General features: G+C 42.1%; 14 protein-coding genes and 1 tRNA gene. 8 read left to right on the top strand and 7 right to left on the bottom strand.

Translation table 11 applies throughout. The features are described from left to right. Positions 1-11 precede the first annotated feature (11 nt). Positions 12-299 carry a DUF493 family protein gene (locus LKX84_RS12325; protein WP_228237466.1) on the bottom strand — a complete coding sequence of 96 codons (288 nt, stop codon included), beginning with the start codon at positions 297-299 and terminating at the stop codon, positions 12-14. Between the two features lie 88 nt (positions 300-387). Here LKX84_RS12325 and LKX84_RS12330 point away from each other — a divergent pair, with 88 nt between their 5' ends. The 5 genes from LKX84_RS12330 (at position 388) to LKX84_RS12350 (ending at position 4,919) form a co-directional block, all read left to right on the top strand. Further along, positions 388-951 carry an AAA family ATPase gene (locus LKX84_RS12330; RefSeq protein ID WP_228237467.1) on the top strand — a complete coding sequence of 188 codons (564 nt, stop codon included), beginning with the start codon at positions 388-390 and terminating at the stop codon, positions 949-951. After that, complete coding sequence (locus LKX84_RS12335) at positions 951-2,843, top strand: ATP-dependent DNA helicase RecQ (protein ID WP_228237468.1); 1,893 nt, start codon at positions 951-953, stop codon at positions 2,841-2,843. The genes LKX84_RS12330 and LKX84_RS12335 overlap by 1 nt, the downstream gene beginning before the upstream one ends. After that, the gene (fmt, locus tag LKX84_RS12340; protein WP_228237469.1) at positions 2,824-3,786 is read left to right on the top strand and encodes a methionyl-tRNA formyltransferase; all 963 of its coding nucleotides are present in this window, start codon (positions 2,824-2,826) and stop codon (positions 3,784-3,786) included. Before LKX84_RS12335 ends, fmt begins: the two co-directional genes overlap by 20 nt. 177 nt (positions 3,787-3,963) lie before the next feature. Further along, a complete protein-coding gene (locus LKX84_RS12345) occupies positions 3,964-4,236 on the top strand; it encodes an HU family DNA-binding protein (RefSeq protein WP_163633719.1) in 273 nt (90 codons plus the stop codon). A 122-nt stretch (positions 4,237-4,358) separates the two neighbouring features. Next, entirely contained in the window at positions 4,359-4,919 is a 561-nt protein-coding gene (locus LKX84_RS12350; RefSeq protein WP_228237597.1) for a YqgE/AlgH family protein, read from the top strand. Here LKX84_RS12350 and LKX84_RS12355 read toward each other — a convergent pair. Further along, positions 4,912-5,766, bottom strand: a complete 855-nt coding sequence (locus LKX84_RS12355) for an aminotransferase class IV (protein ID WP_228237470.1) — start codon at positions 5,764-5,766, stop codon at positions 4,912-4,914. The two genes, LKX84_RS12350 and LKX84_RS12355, sit on opposite strands and share 8 nt — an antisense overlap. Positions 5,767-5,819: 53 nt before the next feature. Next, positions 5,820-6,203, bottom strand: a complete 384-nt coding sequence (locus tag LKX84_RS12360; RefSeq protein ID WP_163633715.1) for an START-like domain-containing protein — start codon at positions 6,201-6,203, stop codon at positions 5,820-5,822. A gap of 137 nt (positions 6,204-6,340) precedes the next feature. Between LKX84_RS12360 and LKX84_RS12365 the strand changes: the two genes are divergently transcribed. The 3 genes from LKX84_RS12365 to LKX84_RS12375 all read left to right on the top strand — a co-directional run bounded on the left by LKX84_RS12365 (position 6,341) and on the right by LKX84_RS12375 (position 9,096). After that, positions 6,341-6,414 (top strand) — tRNA-Met (locus tag LKX84_RS12365). An 82-nt stretch (positions 6,415-6,496) separates the two neighbouring features. Further along, positions 6,497-8,419 (top strand): DUF294 nucleotidyltransferase-like domain-containing protein, encoded by a 1,923-nt coding sequence (locus LKX84_RS12370; RefSeq protein WP_228237471.1) that lies wholly within the window; start codon positions 6,497-6,499, stop codon positions 8,417-8,419. Further along, the gene (locus tag LKX84_RS12375) at positions 8,419-9,096 is read left to right on the top strand and encodes a PolC-type DNA polymerase III (RefSeq protein ID WP_228237472.1); all 678 of its coding nucleotides are present in this window, start codon (positions 8,419-8,421) and stop codon (positions 9,094-9,096) included. Before LKX84_RS12370 ends, LKX84_RS12375 begins: the two co-directional genes overlap by 1 nt. A 7-nt stretch (positions 9,097-9,103) precedes the next feature. On the opposite strand, the gene acs is transcribed toward LKX84_RS12375, so the two are convergent. Genes acs through LKX84_RS12395 form a run of 4 tightly spaced genes read right to left on the bottom strand, consistent with a single transcriptional unit; the run spans position 9,104 to position 14,312 of the window. Beyond that, positions 9,104-11,011, bottom strand: coding sequence for an acetate--CoA ligase (gene acs / locus LKX84_RS12380; RefSeq protein ID WP_228237473.1), 1,908 nt, complete (start codon positions 11,009-11,011; stop codon positions 9,104-9,106). A gap of 58 nt (positions 11,012-11,069) precedes the next feature. Next, positions 11,070-11,432, bottom strand: coding sequence for a response regulator transcription factor (locus LKX84_RS12385; RefSeq protein WP_228237474.1), 363 nt, complete (start codon positions 11,430-11,432; stop codon positions 11,070-11,072). Further along, entirely contained in the window at positions 11,429-14,125 is a 2,697-nt protein-coding gene (locus tag LKX84_RS12390) for a sodium:solute symporter family transporter (protein WP_228237475.1), read from the bottom strand. The genes LKX84_RS12385 and LKX84_RS12390 overlap by 4 nt, the downstream gene beginning before the upstream one ends. After that, the gene (locus tag LKX84_RS12395) at positions 14,118-14,312 is read right to left on the bottom strand and encodes a hypothetical protein (RefSeq protein WP_228237476.1); all 195 of its coding nucleotides are present in this window, start codon (positions 14,310-14,312) and stop codon (positions 14,118-14,120) included. The genes LKX84_RS12390 and LKX84_RS12395 overlap by 8 nt, the downstream gene beginning before the upstream one ends. Positions 14,313-14,374: the final 62 nt, after the last annotated feature.

Genomic DNA, 14,374 nt, shown 5'->3' on the forward strand with positions numbered 1-14,374 from the left:
AAAGTCTGCCGTTATAAGGAAATTACACCCTCTACAATGGCCACTTCCTTGTACTTGGCGATCACTTCATCGGGATCCTTCAAATTTACGGTAATGGAAAGACTGGTATAGGTTCCTTTTTTGGATTGTTTGGATTCGATGACAGCCCCGGTATTATTAAAAATTTCATGTATCTGGGCAATGCGATCCTCATCGGTCGGAACAATAAATTTGTATAGATAATCAGAGGGCCAAACGGTGTTTTCCAAGAGTTGCTCCCTCAACCTTTCGTAAAATTCATCCGTGCTATCCTTCTCCATGCCCTTATTTTTTACAAATATAGGGTTTACCCAACAATTTTTTTTCCTTGGGGCTATTTCATTACTTTGTACCATCAAATTAAGATGTTTGGGCAAGAATAAGGTTGTAATCACTGGTGCGCCGGGAACCGGTAAGACTTCCATCGTGAACGGATTGGAACAAAAGGGCTTCCATTGTTTCCATGAAATTATTCGCGATATGACCTCCAAAGCAAAGAAAGAAGGTAATTCCAATGAATTTGTGAGCAACCCTTTGGTTTTTGTGGAAGATGCCCATCAGTTCAATATGGACTTGCTCCTTGGCCGTACCGCCCATTACAAACAATCGTTAAAAACCAACGTACCCATCAGTTTTTTTGATCGTGGCATACCGGATGTGCTGGCCTATATGGATTTCTTTGGACAAGTATATGACGAAGAATTCATGGCTTACTGCGAGATCCATCGCTATGATTCCGTGTTCATTGTTCCCCCGTGGGAAGAAATCTATATTTCGGACAACGAACGGTTGGAATCTTTCGAAGAAGCGGAAAAAATACATTTGGCCCTAATGGCCACTTACTCCCAATTTGGCTATAACCCCATTGAAGTGCCAAAAGATGAAGTCCCCAAGCGGATTGATTTTATTTTGGAAACACTTAATACCATGTAGTGCAAAAGAATACCAAAGTCATTTTACAGGAATACTGGGGGCATAATAATTTTAGGGGTTCCCAGCAAACCATCATTGATTCGGTTCTTTCCGGAAAAGATGTATTGGCCTTGATGCCCACAGGTGGTGGCAAATCCATTTGCTATCAAGTGCCCGCCATGGCCAAAGAGGGTCTTTGTATTGTGGTCTCGCCTCTTGTAGCATTGATCCAAGACCAAGTATCCCAATTAAAAAAGAAGGGTATCAAAGCCATTTCACTTACTGGCGGCATCCCATTTGACGAACTCAATGACCTCTTGGACAATTGCCTGTTCGGAAACTATAAATTTCTGTATCTATCCCCTGAAAGACTGCAACAAAGCTTGGTTCAGGAGCGGATCCAGGAAATGGACGTGAACCTGATCGCCATTGATGAGGCACACTGTATCTCCCAATGGGGCAATGATTTTAGGCCTGCGTATTTAAGTTGTTCCATTCTGAGGGAATTATTGCCGAACATACCCATTATTGCCCTGACTGCGACAGCTACTCCTAGGGTTGTGGATGATATTCTTGAGAACCTGAAACTAGAAAACGCCCAAATTTTCAAGGATTCCTTCACTCGCCCCAATATTATCTTTAGGGTAAAACGTACCGAAGACAAGCTGTTTCAACTCAAAAAATATGTGGGCAAAATTTCAGGAAGCACCATTGTCTATGTACGTTCCCGAAAAATGTCCGTTTCGCTTTCCAAGTTTTTGAATGAGAATGGATTTTCGGCCACCTTTTTTCATGGGGGAATAACCAAATCCGAAAAGTCGGAAAAACTCAACCTTTGGTTGAACGGGGATATCCGGATCATTGTAGCCACCAATGCCTTTGGGATGGGAGTGGACAAACCAGATGTTCGATTGGTCGTCCATTTTCAAATTCCGGACAGTTTGGAAAGCTATTACCAAGAGGCCGGACGGGCCGGAAGGGATGGTCAACCTTCGGTAGCTTTGATGTTGACTTCGTTGGAAGACAAACAGCGTGCAGAACAACAATTTTTGTCCTCATTGCCCGATGTGTCCATCGTGAAAAAAATCTACTCCAAACTGAATACTTTTTTCCAGATTTCATACGGCGAATGGGTGGAGGAACCTTTATCCCTCCAATTCAATGAATTTTGCAAGCGATATGATTTAGAACCCAATCTGGCCTTCAATGCACTGCGCACGTTGGACCAGAATTCTGTGTTGACCATTTCGGAGAACTTCAAGGAGAAAAATATGCTCCAATTTGTGGCATCCAAAGCAGGAATCTTTGAATATTTGGACCGAAACCGCACTGCGGCGCCGATAATTCAGACCATTTTGCGTACTTATGGTGGCATAACAGATTACGGCACCAAAATAGACCTTCACCTCCTTTCAAAAAAAACAGGTGTTGGAGAAGGTAAACTGAAAAAGCTTTTGGTCCAGTTGAAGGAAGATGGTATGGTGGAATATCAGCACAGCACCAGTGATTTGGAAATCACATTTTTGGTCCCGAGAGAAGATGACCATACCATAAATCCTTTTGCCAATAAAATAAAGGACTTCAACCACATCAAACTAAACAATATGAATGCCATGCTGGGTTATGTTGACAATGCTACCCAATGCCGCAGTGTTTATTTGATGGATTATTTTGGAGAAAAATCAGCAGAAAAATGTGGTACGTGCGATATTTGCACCAAGAATTCCAAAAAGGCATCCTTTCCCAATCTGGAAGGTAAAATTTTGGAACTCCTTTCCTTAGCTCCACATACCTCCAGACAATTGGAAAAAGTAACCGGGGCAGACGAAAAGGAACTTTTAAAAACCTTACAGGGATTACTTGAAGATGAAGTGATCACTCTAAATTTCAGAAATGAGTATATTAAAAAATAGTCCACTTCGCATTGTATTTATGGGAACCCCAGACTTTGCAGTGGGCAGTCTAAAACATATTTTGGAAGCCGGTCTAAATGTGGTCGGGGTTATCACAGCACCAGACCGTCCGGCCGGTCGTGGGCAAAAATTGCAGGAATCTGCGGTAAAGCAATTTGCACTTCAACATGACTTAAAAATATTGCAACCCACCAATCTTAAGGATGCGGAATTCTTGAAAGCATTGGAGGTTCTTCAGGCCAACCTTCAAGTTGTTGTGGCTTTTAGGATGTTGCCCAAAGAGGTTTGGCAAATGCCGGCGTATGGCACTTTTAATCTGCATGCCTCCCTCCTTCCCCAATACCGTGGCGCGGCCCCAATCAATTGGGCCATCATCAATGGGGAAACCGAGACTGGAGTAACCACTTTCTTTATTGATGAAAAAATTGATACGGGGAACATTATTCTTCAACAAAAGGAAATAATTCATCCCGAAGACAATGTGGGAGATTTACACGACCGATTGATGGAAACGGGAGCCAAACTAGTGGTGGAAACCTGCAAACTAATTGAAAAGGGCAACGTAGAACTAAAAGCCCAAAAAGATGCCCCGGAACTTAAACCCGCTCCTAAAATTCACAAAGAAACTTGTGAAATAGATTGGTCCACTAGCCTTGAAACCATTTACAACCATATAAGAGGACTTAGTCCGTACCCTGGAGCTTGGACAACCATGGTACAAGGAGACAAGGAGGAGCAGATCAAGATTTTTGCCACCAAGATGGAAGTTGGAAAACACCACTACAACGTTGGAACACTGGTATTGGACAAAAAATCCATCAAAGTGGCTGTCCAAAATGGTTTCATTCTTCTTCTGGAATTGCAACTACCCGGTAAACGCAGGATGAAAGTGAACGAGGTTTTGAACGGATTAAAGCTGGAGGAAGGCGCCTATCTTCGCTAAGCCCTTGCTATAAGTGGGCTGGCAATACCTTGTCATTTTTTTCCGACTTTATCAACAAACGTTTGAAGTTATCAACAAAAAGCCCGATTTCCCTAGGTTTTACTTGCGTTACTGGCAAATCCGTATAAATTTGTTCAGCATTAAAATTATTTTAACAACAATTAATTTAATTCCATTATGAACAAAACAGAATTAATCGATGCTATGGCAGCTGATGCTGGCATCACCAAAGCAGCAGCTAAAAAAGCATTGGAATCTTTCTTGGGAAATGTAGAGGGATCACTTAAAAAAGGAAACAGAGTTTCCTTGGTAGGTTTTGGTTCTTGGTCAGTTTCCAAAAGAAGTGCCAGAGAAGGTAGAAACCCTCAGACTGGTAAGACCATCAAGATTTCTGCCAAGAACGTTGTAAAGTTCAAAGCAGGTGCTGAATTGAGCGGTGCAGTAAACTAATCAATTATTTTTAGAATATATGAAAGCACTTCTACGGAAGTGCTTTTTTCATTTATAGGGTTTTGGTTTTTTTGGAAATGTTGTATATTATGTTAAATTTAAAAACAAGAATCCTTATGAAAATGGTGAGCCATCAGCCAAAAAAAGGAAAATTGCTTGTTGCGGAACCTTCGCTTACCGGAGACGTTTCCTTCAACCGATCTGTGGTACTTTTGGCAGAGCATAATCAAGAGGGTTCCGTTGGGTTTATCCTAAACAAACCTTTGGATTACAGCATCTGTGATCTGGTTACCGAAATCAAAATACCTTTTCAAGTTTTCAATGGAGGTCCAGTAGAACAGGACAATCTTTATTTTATCCATAAAGTGCCCCATCTTATTGAAAACAGCGTGGAGATTTCAGATGGTATTTTTTGGGGCGGTGATTTTGAAACTACCGTAGAACTCATCAATAATGAAATCATTACCGAACAGGATATCCGTTTCTTTTTGGGGTATTCCGGGTGGGGCTCACAGCAACTGGACCAAGAACTTTCGTCCAAATCGTGGGTGGTGGTGCAAAATGAATACGAAAGTGGGATTCTCGAAAAATCCTCCATCGCTTTCTGGAAAGAAAAAATGGTGGAACTTGGGGGCGACTATCTTTTGTGGTCCAATGCCCCTGAAAACCCTTCCCTTAACTAGTTTGGGTCAACCTTGCTTTGGCGTTCAGTTTTCCAACCAAACTTTTAGCCACTTCGCATCCAAATTCCTTTTTACGGTACTTTGTGATAGGCTGTATGCCCTGAATACTATTGGTGATGAACAATTCATCCGCTTTTTGCAGTTCAAAAGGTGAAATGGAGGCTTCCAACAGTTCCAGTTCTTCGCTAGAAGCAATAATTTCCATTACTTTTTTACGGATGATGCCATCCAAACAACCATCGGAAAGAGGTGCGGTCTTGATCTGTTTGCCGTTCACCACAAAAAGATTCCCGTTTATGGCCTCCACAACCTGCTTTTCAGTATTCACCAAAAGGCAATTGGCATAGCCGTTTTCCTTTGCAAATACACTGGCGACCACATGCAAAGCCTTGTTAGTGGTTTTAAGATTGGACAACATGTCCTTGTTTACATAAAAATCCTTGAAGAGTTCCACCTCATAAGGACTTTCATTTACCAAATAAAAGGGAGACTCCAAAGCCGAAGTTTCGATTACAAAAGATACTTCATTGGTAGCCGGGGTGTATAACCCACCGCCATTTCGGAAAACGGTAAGGCGAACCCTGGCCGCGCCAGATTCAAGATCATTGGCAGCAATGGTTTTCTTGATTTCTTCCTCCAAATACTCCAAAGTAAAGCTCATGGGTATTTCCATACGAAGGATACGCATGGAGGCCATCAACCTAAAATAGTGGTCTTCCCAAAAAAAGAGGGTTCCGTTTACACACCGAAGGGTTTCAAAAAGGGCATCGCCAAACTTCAGCCCCCTATTATTGGCTGTCAATAATTCCTTGTCCCTGGGAAAAAGTGTACCGTTGAAATTAATCATAAAAAAGTCCCGAATTTATCGGGACCAAATATACGGCATCCTTTAGAATCGTTCTATTTGGAACCCAAAACCTGTTTTAGATCGGAAATTTGGTTTTCCCATAACATTTTGGCTTCGTCCACTTCGTCTTCCTCAGCAAAATCGGTGATGAACAAAGAAACATCCTTTGTGATCTCATCGACTATGATTCGCATTTCAAAAAAAGAATTGTCCTCATTCTCGGTCCAAGCGAATTTCACGAACTCCTCACTTTTACGTTTGAGCATTTTCGCCCTTTCCTCTGAATCGTTCCATATAAAAGTGAAGGTTTCGCCACGTGAATTTACGTTATCGGCGTACCATTCTGATAATCCTGAAGGGGTGGAAATATATTGGTAAAGTAACTGAGGTGAAGCATGGATCACAAACTCCATTTCAAATTTAACCTTATCATTCATGTAGCATTCGATTTATCCTTTTCAACATTTGATATAGTTTGGGAAGATAAAAAAATAAATGTCAAATAATAAATTAATCCCGAATTTTGATTCAGCAAAAATTAAACTATATATTTGCACCCGCTTAACAAAACCATGGCGAGGTAGCTCAGCTGGTTAGAGCGTCGGATTCATAACCCGGAGGCCGGGGGTTCAAGTCCCCCTCTCGCTACAGAAAAAGACCATCAATTTGATGGTCTTTTTTTATTCCACATAGTCCAAAAATCCGGTTTTACCCTTAAATTTAGGGTACTATGAAAAATACCATTTCTGAACGCGTTGCGGACTTTTTGAAAAACTACCCGCCATTCAATTCACTGGACAACAAACAGTTGGATGAACTTTCCCTACAGGTGACCATTATTCACAAAGAGAGCAATAGCGTGGTTTTTAGCGAAAAGGAAGAACCCCATGCCTATTTTTATGTGGTGAACAAAGGGGCCATAGCCCTGACCAAAAAAGGATCCAGTCAAATTTTGGACATCTGTGATGAAGGTGATGTGTTTGGGCTCCGCCCCTTACTGGCACAAGAAAGTTATAAATTGGAAGCCAAAGCCTATGAAGAAACCATTCTTTATGCGGTTCCCATCAAGGATTTTAAGCCATTAGCTTTGGAAAACAAGCGCGTCGGGAATTTTTTGATCGAAAGTTTTGCCTCCAATACCCGTAACCCCTACTCCATCAAACACCGTGGAAAGCTCTATGGGGTCACGGCGAATACTACCGAAAATAACCCCAGCACTAAAATATTGGACCTTCAACCGGTGCGGTATTCCACTGACCTGGTCACGTGTACAGAAGGCACTAAGATCAAAACCGTGGCCACTACCATGGCCAAACACAATGTGAGCAGTATTCTGGTGCTGAATGGCGATTTACCTCTGGGCATTATTACCGATAAGGACCTTCGGCAGAAAGTAGCTACGGGACTTTTTCCCATTACAGGCAGCGCCAAATCCATCATGTCGTCTCCAGTCATCACCTATCCAAAAGAATTAACGGTAGCCCAAGCACAAATGGCCATGATGAAAAGCAATATCAGTCATTTGGTGCTTACCGAAGATGGCACAGCGGATGCCAAAGCCGTTGGAATCCTTTCCAAACACGATGTAATGTTGGCCTTGGGAAATAACCCTGCTGTTTTGCTTCGGGCCATTAAAAGGGCCACCGATTCCAAAAGGTTACGCAGCATTAGGCATGGAATCATGACCCTTTTGCAAGGCTATTTGGAGCAGAACATCCCCATTGGATTGGTGTCCAAGATCATATCCGAACTTAATGATGCCTCCACCAAACGTATTATTGAAATCACTTTGGATAGCATGGAAGTAAAACCTCCCGTTAACTTCACATGGCTGACCTTGGGGAGTCAAGGACGTGGAGAACAATTATTGAACACAGATCAGGACAACGCTATTCTTTTTGAAGACGTTCCTGAAGAAAAACTGGAAGAAACCCGTACTTATTTTCTAGAGCTCGGATCTAAAATTTCACAGGAACTCAACACCGTTGGGTTTGAATATTGCCCCGCGGATATGATGGCATCCAACCCCTCATGGTGTCATAGTTTGAGTGAATGGAAAGACGTTACCTCCCACTGGATCAACAATCCCGGGCCGGAGGAAATACTGCTTTCCTCCATTTTCTTCGATTATAATGTCACCTATGGAAGTAAGGCATTGGCCGATGAGTTATCGCACAGCATTTTTGATCATGCCAGAAGATATCCTCAATTTTTGACGCATTTGGCCAGCGGTGCCATGCAAAATCCCTCCCCTTCTGGGTTTTTCAGAGATTTTTTGGTAGAACAGGACGGGGAACACAAGGATTTTTTCGATTTAAAACTTCGCGCATTGATGCCCATAATCGATGCGGCAAGGGTTTTGATCCTGTCCCATTCCATAAAATCCATCAACAATACAGCGGAGCGATACGAGAAATTGGCAGAATTGGAACCGAACAACCGAGAACTCTTTTTGGCGTGCTCCTATGCCAGCAAGGCCTTGTTGAAGTTCAGGACTCGCCAAGGTTTGTTGCACAACGATTCCGGTAGGTTCATCGCTTTGGACCAACTGAACAAGGAAGAAAAAATTAAATTGAAACGGACTTTTAAGACCATTAAAGAAATTCAATCTTTGATTGAAATCCGGTTCCAAGTTAAAAACCTGTTGCGCTGATGTGGCCTTTCCCAAAAAAGAAGCAACTGGAATTTCCTGATTTTTGGTGGGCCTATGAAGAGCACTTCAAACATCCGTTGCCAGAGCTGATCAAGGACAATACCTTTATTGTGTTGGACACGGAAACCACAGGCTTTAATTTGACCAAGGATCGGATTCTTTGCATCGGAGCCCTTAAATTGAAGGACAACAATATAGTGGTAAAGGACAGTTTTGAGGTGTACATTGAACAGGAACACTATGATGTGGGAAGCGCCGAAATACATGGAATCCTTAAAAAAAGTAAGCGTAATAGAACTTCGGAGCTAGAAGCTTTGAAACAATTTTTGGTCTATATCGAAAACCAGGTATTGGTAGGCCACCATGTTATGTTCGATGTGAACATGGTCAATGCCGCCCTAAAACGCAACGGATTGCCCAAGTTGAAAAATGAAAACTTGGACACGGAATCTCTATACAAACGTACTTTGTTGATATCTACTGTTGTCCAAAAAAAGGACCGGTATACTTTGGATGATTTGGCCCAAAAGTTCAGTATCTCCAGAAAGGACCGACATACCGCCTTGGGAGATGCCTTTATCACGGCCATTGCTTTTCTTCGGACAGTTGAAAAGCTCAAACCAAAAAAAATAAAGGACCTTATCCGAAAACAAGGTCCTCTACGATTTGGTCTATAAACTTGATTTACAAACTTTCCTTCATGATCTGTTCCACCACTTCTGGGTTCAGCAATGTGGAAGTATCCCCTAAATTGCTGGTATCCTTGGATGCGATTTTTCTTAAGATACGACGCATAATCTTTCCACTACGGGTCTTCGGCAATCCTGGTACAAATTGAATTTTATCCAGTTTAGCGATCGGACCTATGTGCTCCGTAATCAATTGATTGATCTCTTTGGCCAGGTTTTCCCTATTACGGGTTTCCCCAGTTTCTTTCAAAATGATGTAACCATACAAGGCATTTCCTTTGATGTCATGTGGGAAACCAACAATGGCAGATTCTGCAACCGCTGGGTGTTCGTTGATCGCATCCTCGATTGGTGCGGTTCCCAGATTGTGTCCGGAAACGATGATTACATCATCTACCCTACCCGTGATTCGATAGTAGCCAACTTCATCTCGCAAGGCACCATCGCCAGTGAAATATTTCCCTTCAAACGCTGAAAAATAGGTGTCCTTGTATCTGGCATGGTCACCCCAAATGGTTCGTGCAATAGATGGCCATGGGAATTTGATGCACAACCTTCCATCTACTTGATTGCCTTTAATTTCCTTGCCGTTTTCATCCATCAATGCAGGTTGAATACCTGGCATAGGTAAGGTAGCATATGTTGGTTTTGTAGGCGTGGAATATGGAATGGGGGAAATCAAGATACCCCCTGTTTCCGTTTGCCACCAAGTATCCACAATCGGGCATTTTTTATCCCCAACATGGTCATTGTACCAGTGCCAAGCCTCTTCGTTGATGGGCTCCCCAACAGTTCCGAGTACCTTCAAACTGGAAAGATCATACTTGGTCACAAAATCCAAATTTTCCTTGGCCAATGCCCTGATGGCCGTTGGTGCGGTGTAGAATTGGGTTACTTTGTGCTTTTGCACCACTTCCCAAAACCTTCCAAAATCAGGATAGGAAGGTACTCCTTCGAACATGACCGTGGTGGCACCATTGGCCAAGGGACCATATACAATGTAGGAGTGTCCTGTAATCCATCCGATATCAGCTGTACACCAATAAATATCCTCTTCTTTATATTGAAACACGTTTTTAAAGGTATAGGCCGTGTAGACCATATAGCCACCTGTTGTGTGCACCATTCCTTTTGGGCGACCTGTGGAACCCGAGGTGTACAAAATGAACAAAGGATCTTCTGAATTCATGATTTCTGGTGAGCAATCGCCATAGGCTTTGTCCAAAAGAGGTTGTACCCATTGGTCACGCCCTTCTTTCATATGGATCTCACTACCGGTACGTTTGGTCACCAAAACCGATTTTACATCTGGGCAATGTTTCAAAGCTTCATCCACAATTCCTTTAAGGTCGATGGCTTTGCTTCCGCGATATGATCCATCAGAAGTCAATACCATTTTAGCACCGCAATCATTAATCCTTGTGGCCAATGCCGTTGATGAGAATCCGGCAAAAACCACGGAATGTACTGCCCCGATACGCGCACAGGCCAAAACCGAAATGGCCAGATCAGGAATCATGGGCAGGTAAATGACCACCCTGTCCCCTCTTCCTACACCTTGATCCTTCAACACATTGGCATACCTGCAAACACGCTCGTGTAACTGCCTGTACGTAATATGCTCGGCAGGATCATTGGGGTCGTTGGGTTCGAACAAAATGGCGGTCTTGTCCCCACGAATGTTCAAATGTCTATCGAGACAGTTTTCGGTGATGTTCAATTGTGCACCATCGAACCATTTGATCTCTGGTTTGGTAAAGTCCCATTCCAACACAGAATTCCATTTCTTTCTCCATAAAAAGTGCTCTTCCGCCACTTCTTCCCAAAAGCCTTCCGGATTTCTGACCGATTTACGGTACACCTGAAAATATTCCTCCAAGTGCTTGATATGATAATTACTCATCTAATGTTATGTTTAGTTAATATAAGTTTCGTTATAAATTTGATGATGAAAGGTTATGTTATGTGATCATTTCCTCCACATCACTGATTATTTTTTTTATGGAAAAGGGTTTGGTCATATATCCGTCCGCTCCCATTTCCAGTCCTTTTTCAATATCCTTCTCCTTACTCTTGGCCGATAGGAAAACAACCTTGGTCTGGCTTAACTTTTCATTTTCCCGAATTCGTTTCAAGGTTTCATAACCGTCCATTTGTGGCATCATAACATCCAACAAGATCAAATCTGGTATTTCACGCTCCGCTATTTCCAGAGCCTCGGTTCCATCCCTGGCTATGAAAACACCAAAATCCTTTTTCTTAAAAGCGTATTCCAAAGACATGACAATATTGGGTTCGTCGTCCACTATCAAAATTTTCTTCATGTTCCATTTCTGCTTTTGGGCAGTTCAAAAACCAAACGTGCCCCTTTCTTAAATCCTTTGTCCACCCAAATGGAACCCTTATGGCCTTCCACAATTTTTTTACAAATGGCGAGGCCCAATCCACTACCCTGAGGTTTTTTGGTATTCTGGTTTTTAGACTGATAAAACTTGTCAAAAATATAGGCCTGATCTTCTATTGGAATCCCACGTCCATTATCTTCAACTGAAACTTTCACCGTTTTATCACCATCTTCCAAACGGATATTGATGGTTCCTGTATGTGGTTCTGTAAATTTAAGGGAATTGGATAGCAAATTCGTCAAAACCTGTAACAAACGGTCTTCATCAAAGGGTACTTCAACATTATCCTTTTCTTTGAAGTTGATGGTCACTTGCTTTTTGGCCGCAATTTGTTCCACCCCTTTAAGTGCCTTTTTTATGGTCTTGTTGATCTTGCGTTTTTTAATATCGAGTTCTGTCCTATTGTCCGATAATTTTTCAAGATCAAGAATGTTGTGGATCAATGTGTCCAATCGATCAGTGTCCCTACTGATGTTCTCCAAAAATTGCCTTCGCAATTCTGGTGGCATGTCATCATCTTCCAAAACCTCCGAAGCCGCCTTAATTGATGTAATTGGCGTTTTGAGCTCATGGGCCACCGTGTCCAAAAATTCATCTTTCTGTCTATCTTGAAATAGCAGTTCTTCATTGGCCTCTTTGAGCTGATGTGCCATGGCAGTGAGTTGCTCCGATTTTTCCAACAACAATTTATTGTTGGCCTTGGTCTCCTTGCTCTCTTCCAAAATATTGAGTACTTCCACCAAACTGATTGGGGTTTCTTTGGAAACGGATGCCAACAATATCTTGGCCGAAGCACTACCAATACTTCCGGTCAATAATTTTTCTGAAAAGTTGATCAAACGGGCATCCGCCTTTTCTTCTGTGTCTGAAATATTGTGTTTTTTATTGAAAAGGCGCAGGGCCCTATTGGTCCTTGTTTCCCCCAAAAACCTGCTCAATAATCTTTTGATATCTGCTACGTAGGCCTCTCCTTTCCAAACAAAGGCACCTTCCTGAAGATTTTCATAATTGGAATGGTTCACGAACATCTCGGCATAGTTTCGTTCCCTGTAATTTCCTTTGGTTCGAAGTGAAAAACCCACAAAGGACAAGGTGTTAAAGGACAAACTCCATAAAAAGGCATTACTTTCGGGAGTCAAGTAATCCAATCCGAAAAGCTGTGCCGGTTTAAGCCAGGAAAAGCCAAAAAGACCTTCTTCCACGAACTTCACATTAGGCATCATCACTTGGCTTACAATGGGTAAAAGGAGGGTGTAAAAAACCACTGCCAAACCTACCAAAATTCCAATTTCCGCTCCCCTGGCCGTTCCCCTTCGCCAAGTCAATCCAAGAAAAAAAGAAGGCGCTAACTGGGCAATAAGCACGAAGGAAATCAACCCAATGGAAAATAGGGAAAGTTGAGCCGAGAAGTTTACATAGAAGAAATAGGCGAAAATGATCAATAGGAAAATGGCCAATCTCCTCAAGTTCTTGATTCTTTTGGTATTCTCTTCAGGATTGCCTTCCACCAATTTCTTGATAAAACCATAAGGAATCACAATATTGTTGCTCACCATGGTGGACAATGCCAAGGTGGAAACCACGATCATGGAAATGACCGCCGTGAATCCCCCAATGAACACCATCAGCACCAAGCCTTGGTGGTTTTGCTGCAACGGTAATAACAATGAATAGTAATCGTGATTGACCACATCTGGAAGGCTAATGTTGCCCGCCCAAGCGATGAAAATCACAAAAACATTGAACAACAATAGGTACAAAGGAAACAACCAAATGGCCTTTTTTAGGTAATTTTCATTGTCGTTTTCCACCACAGCCACATGAAACTGTCTGGGTAACAGGAAAATAGCAAAGAATGACAAACAAATGGTAAAAAGCCAGTTAAAACCGTTTTCCAGACCACCCAAAGAGGTCAATTGACTAAAATTAGCTTGTACCGATGCCTGATTGTATAAATCCGTAGTGCCGTCAAAAAGATAGAAGGTCACATATATGCCGATAGCTAAAAAGAACACCAATTTTAAAACGGATTCAAAGGCCACGGTTGCAATGATTCCCTTTTTGTGTTGAGAGGTATCCGTAGATCTAGTGCCATAAAAAGCAACAAATACTGCGATAAGCAAGGCAATATAAAAAGTGGAATCATCTAGAAATCCTGTGGAAACATAACTGTTCTTTGAAGAAATCAAGGAAAAGGTCTCTGAAACCGCCTTTAACTGCAAGGAAATGTAAGGAATGATGGCCAATAAGCAGGTTATGGTGACCAAGGCTCCCAAAAATCTGTTGTTCCCATATCGCATAGATATAAAATCCGCAATGCTCGAAATCTTATGCTGCTTGGAAATCCGAATGACCTTTTTCATCAATACGATCCAAAGCGGGAAGGAAATAACAGGGCCCAAATAAATGGCCAAAAAACTGATTCCGGAACGAGAAGCAATTCCAACACTTCCATAATAGGTCCATGCCGTACAGTACACCGCCAAAGAAAGGGTATACACATAGGGATTGTTGGTCCATTTGCCACGAGGGTTTTTTTCGGCAAAATAGGCCAATACGAAAAGCATGGCCAGATACATCACAATAATCAGTCCTATCACATAATTACTCATAGAACTTCTTTAAAATGATGTATGCAAAAATGATGGACAACAACCAACTGGAAAAAATAGCGACATACAGAATAGGGAACCCCAAGATCTGTCCTTCCATATCAAAAATGCCCACGAAGGGAACATTCCATAAAAAGAACAGGACTATGGAAATGAGTATCAATTTTTGTTGATGCCTTTTCTTCATTTTCTCTAGCTCGTCGGCTAATTAAAATTACAAAAACGGTGCGGTAATTTAATACCGCACCG

It is taken from the genome of Allomuricauda sp. M10 (assembly GCF_020782875.1).
Taxonomy (GTDB): Bacteria; Bacteroidota; Bacteroidia; order Flavobacteriales; family Flavobacteriaceae; genus Flagellimonas.

Coding starts and splice junctions, on each gene's coding strand:
- LKX84_RS12325 (WP_228237466.1), bottom strand. CDS start 299: ATGGAGAAGGATAGCACGGATGAATTTTACGAAAGGTTGAGGGAGCAA.
- fmt (WP_228237469.1), top strand. CDS start 2,824: ATGAGTATATTAAAAAATAGTCCACTTCGCATTGTATTTATGGGAACC.
- LKX84_RS12345 (WP_163633719.1), top strand. CDS start 3,964: ATGAACAAAACAGAATTAATCGATGCTATGGCAGCTGATGCTGGCATC.
- LKX84_RS12350 (WP_228237597.1), top strand. CDS start 4,359: ATGGTGAGCCATCAGCCAAAAAAAGGAAAATTGCTTGTTGCGGAACCT.
- LKX84_RS12355 (WP_228237470.1), bottom strand. CDS start 5,766: ATGATTAATTTCAACGGTACACTTTTTCCCAGGGACAAGGAATTATTG.
- LKX84_RS12360 (WP_163633715.1), bottom strand. CDS start 6,203: ATGAATGATAAGGTTAAATTTGAAATGGAGTTTGTGATCCATGCTTCA.
- LKX84_RS12370 (WP_228237471.1), top strand. CDS start 6,497: ATGAAAAATACCATTTCTGAACGCGTTGCGGACTTTTTGAAAAACTAC.
- LKX84_RS12375 (WP_228237472.1), top strand. CDS start 8,419: ATGTGGCCTTTCCCAAAAAAGAAGCAACTGGAATTTCCTGATTTTTGG.
- acs (WP_228237473.1), bottom strand. CDS start 11,011: ATGAGTAATTATCATATCAAGCACTTGGAGGAATATTTTCAGGTGTAC.
- LKX84_RS12385 (WP_228237474.1), bottom strand. CDS start 11,432: ATGAAGAAAATTTTGATAGTGGACGACGAACCCAATATTGTCATGTCT.
- LKX84_RS12390 (WP_228237475.1), bottom strand. CDS start 14,125: ATGAGTAATTATGTGATAGGACTGATTATTGTGATGTATCTGGCCATG.
- LKX84_RS12395 (WP_228237476.1), bottom strand. CDS start 14,312: ATGAAGAAAAGGCATCAACAAAAATTGATACTCATTTCCATAGTCCTG.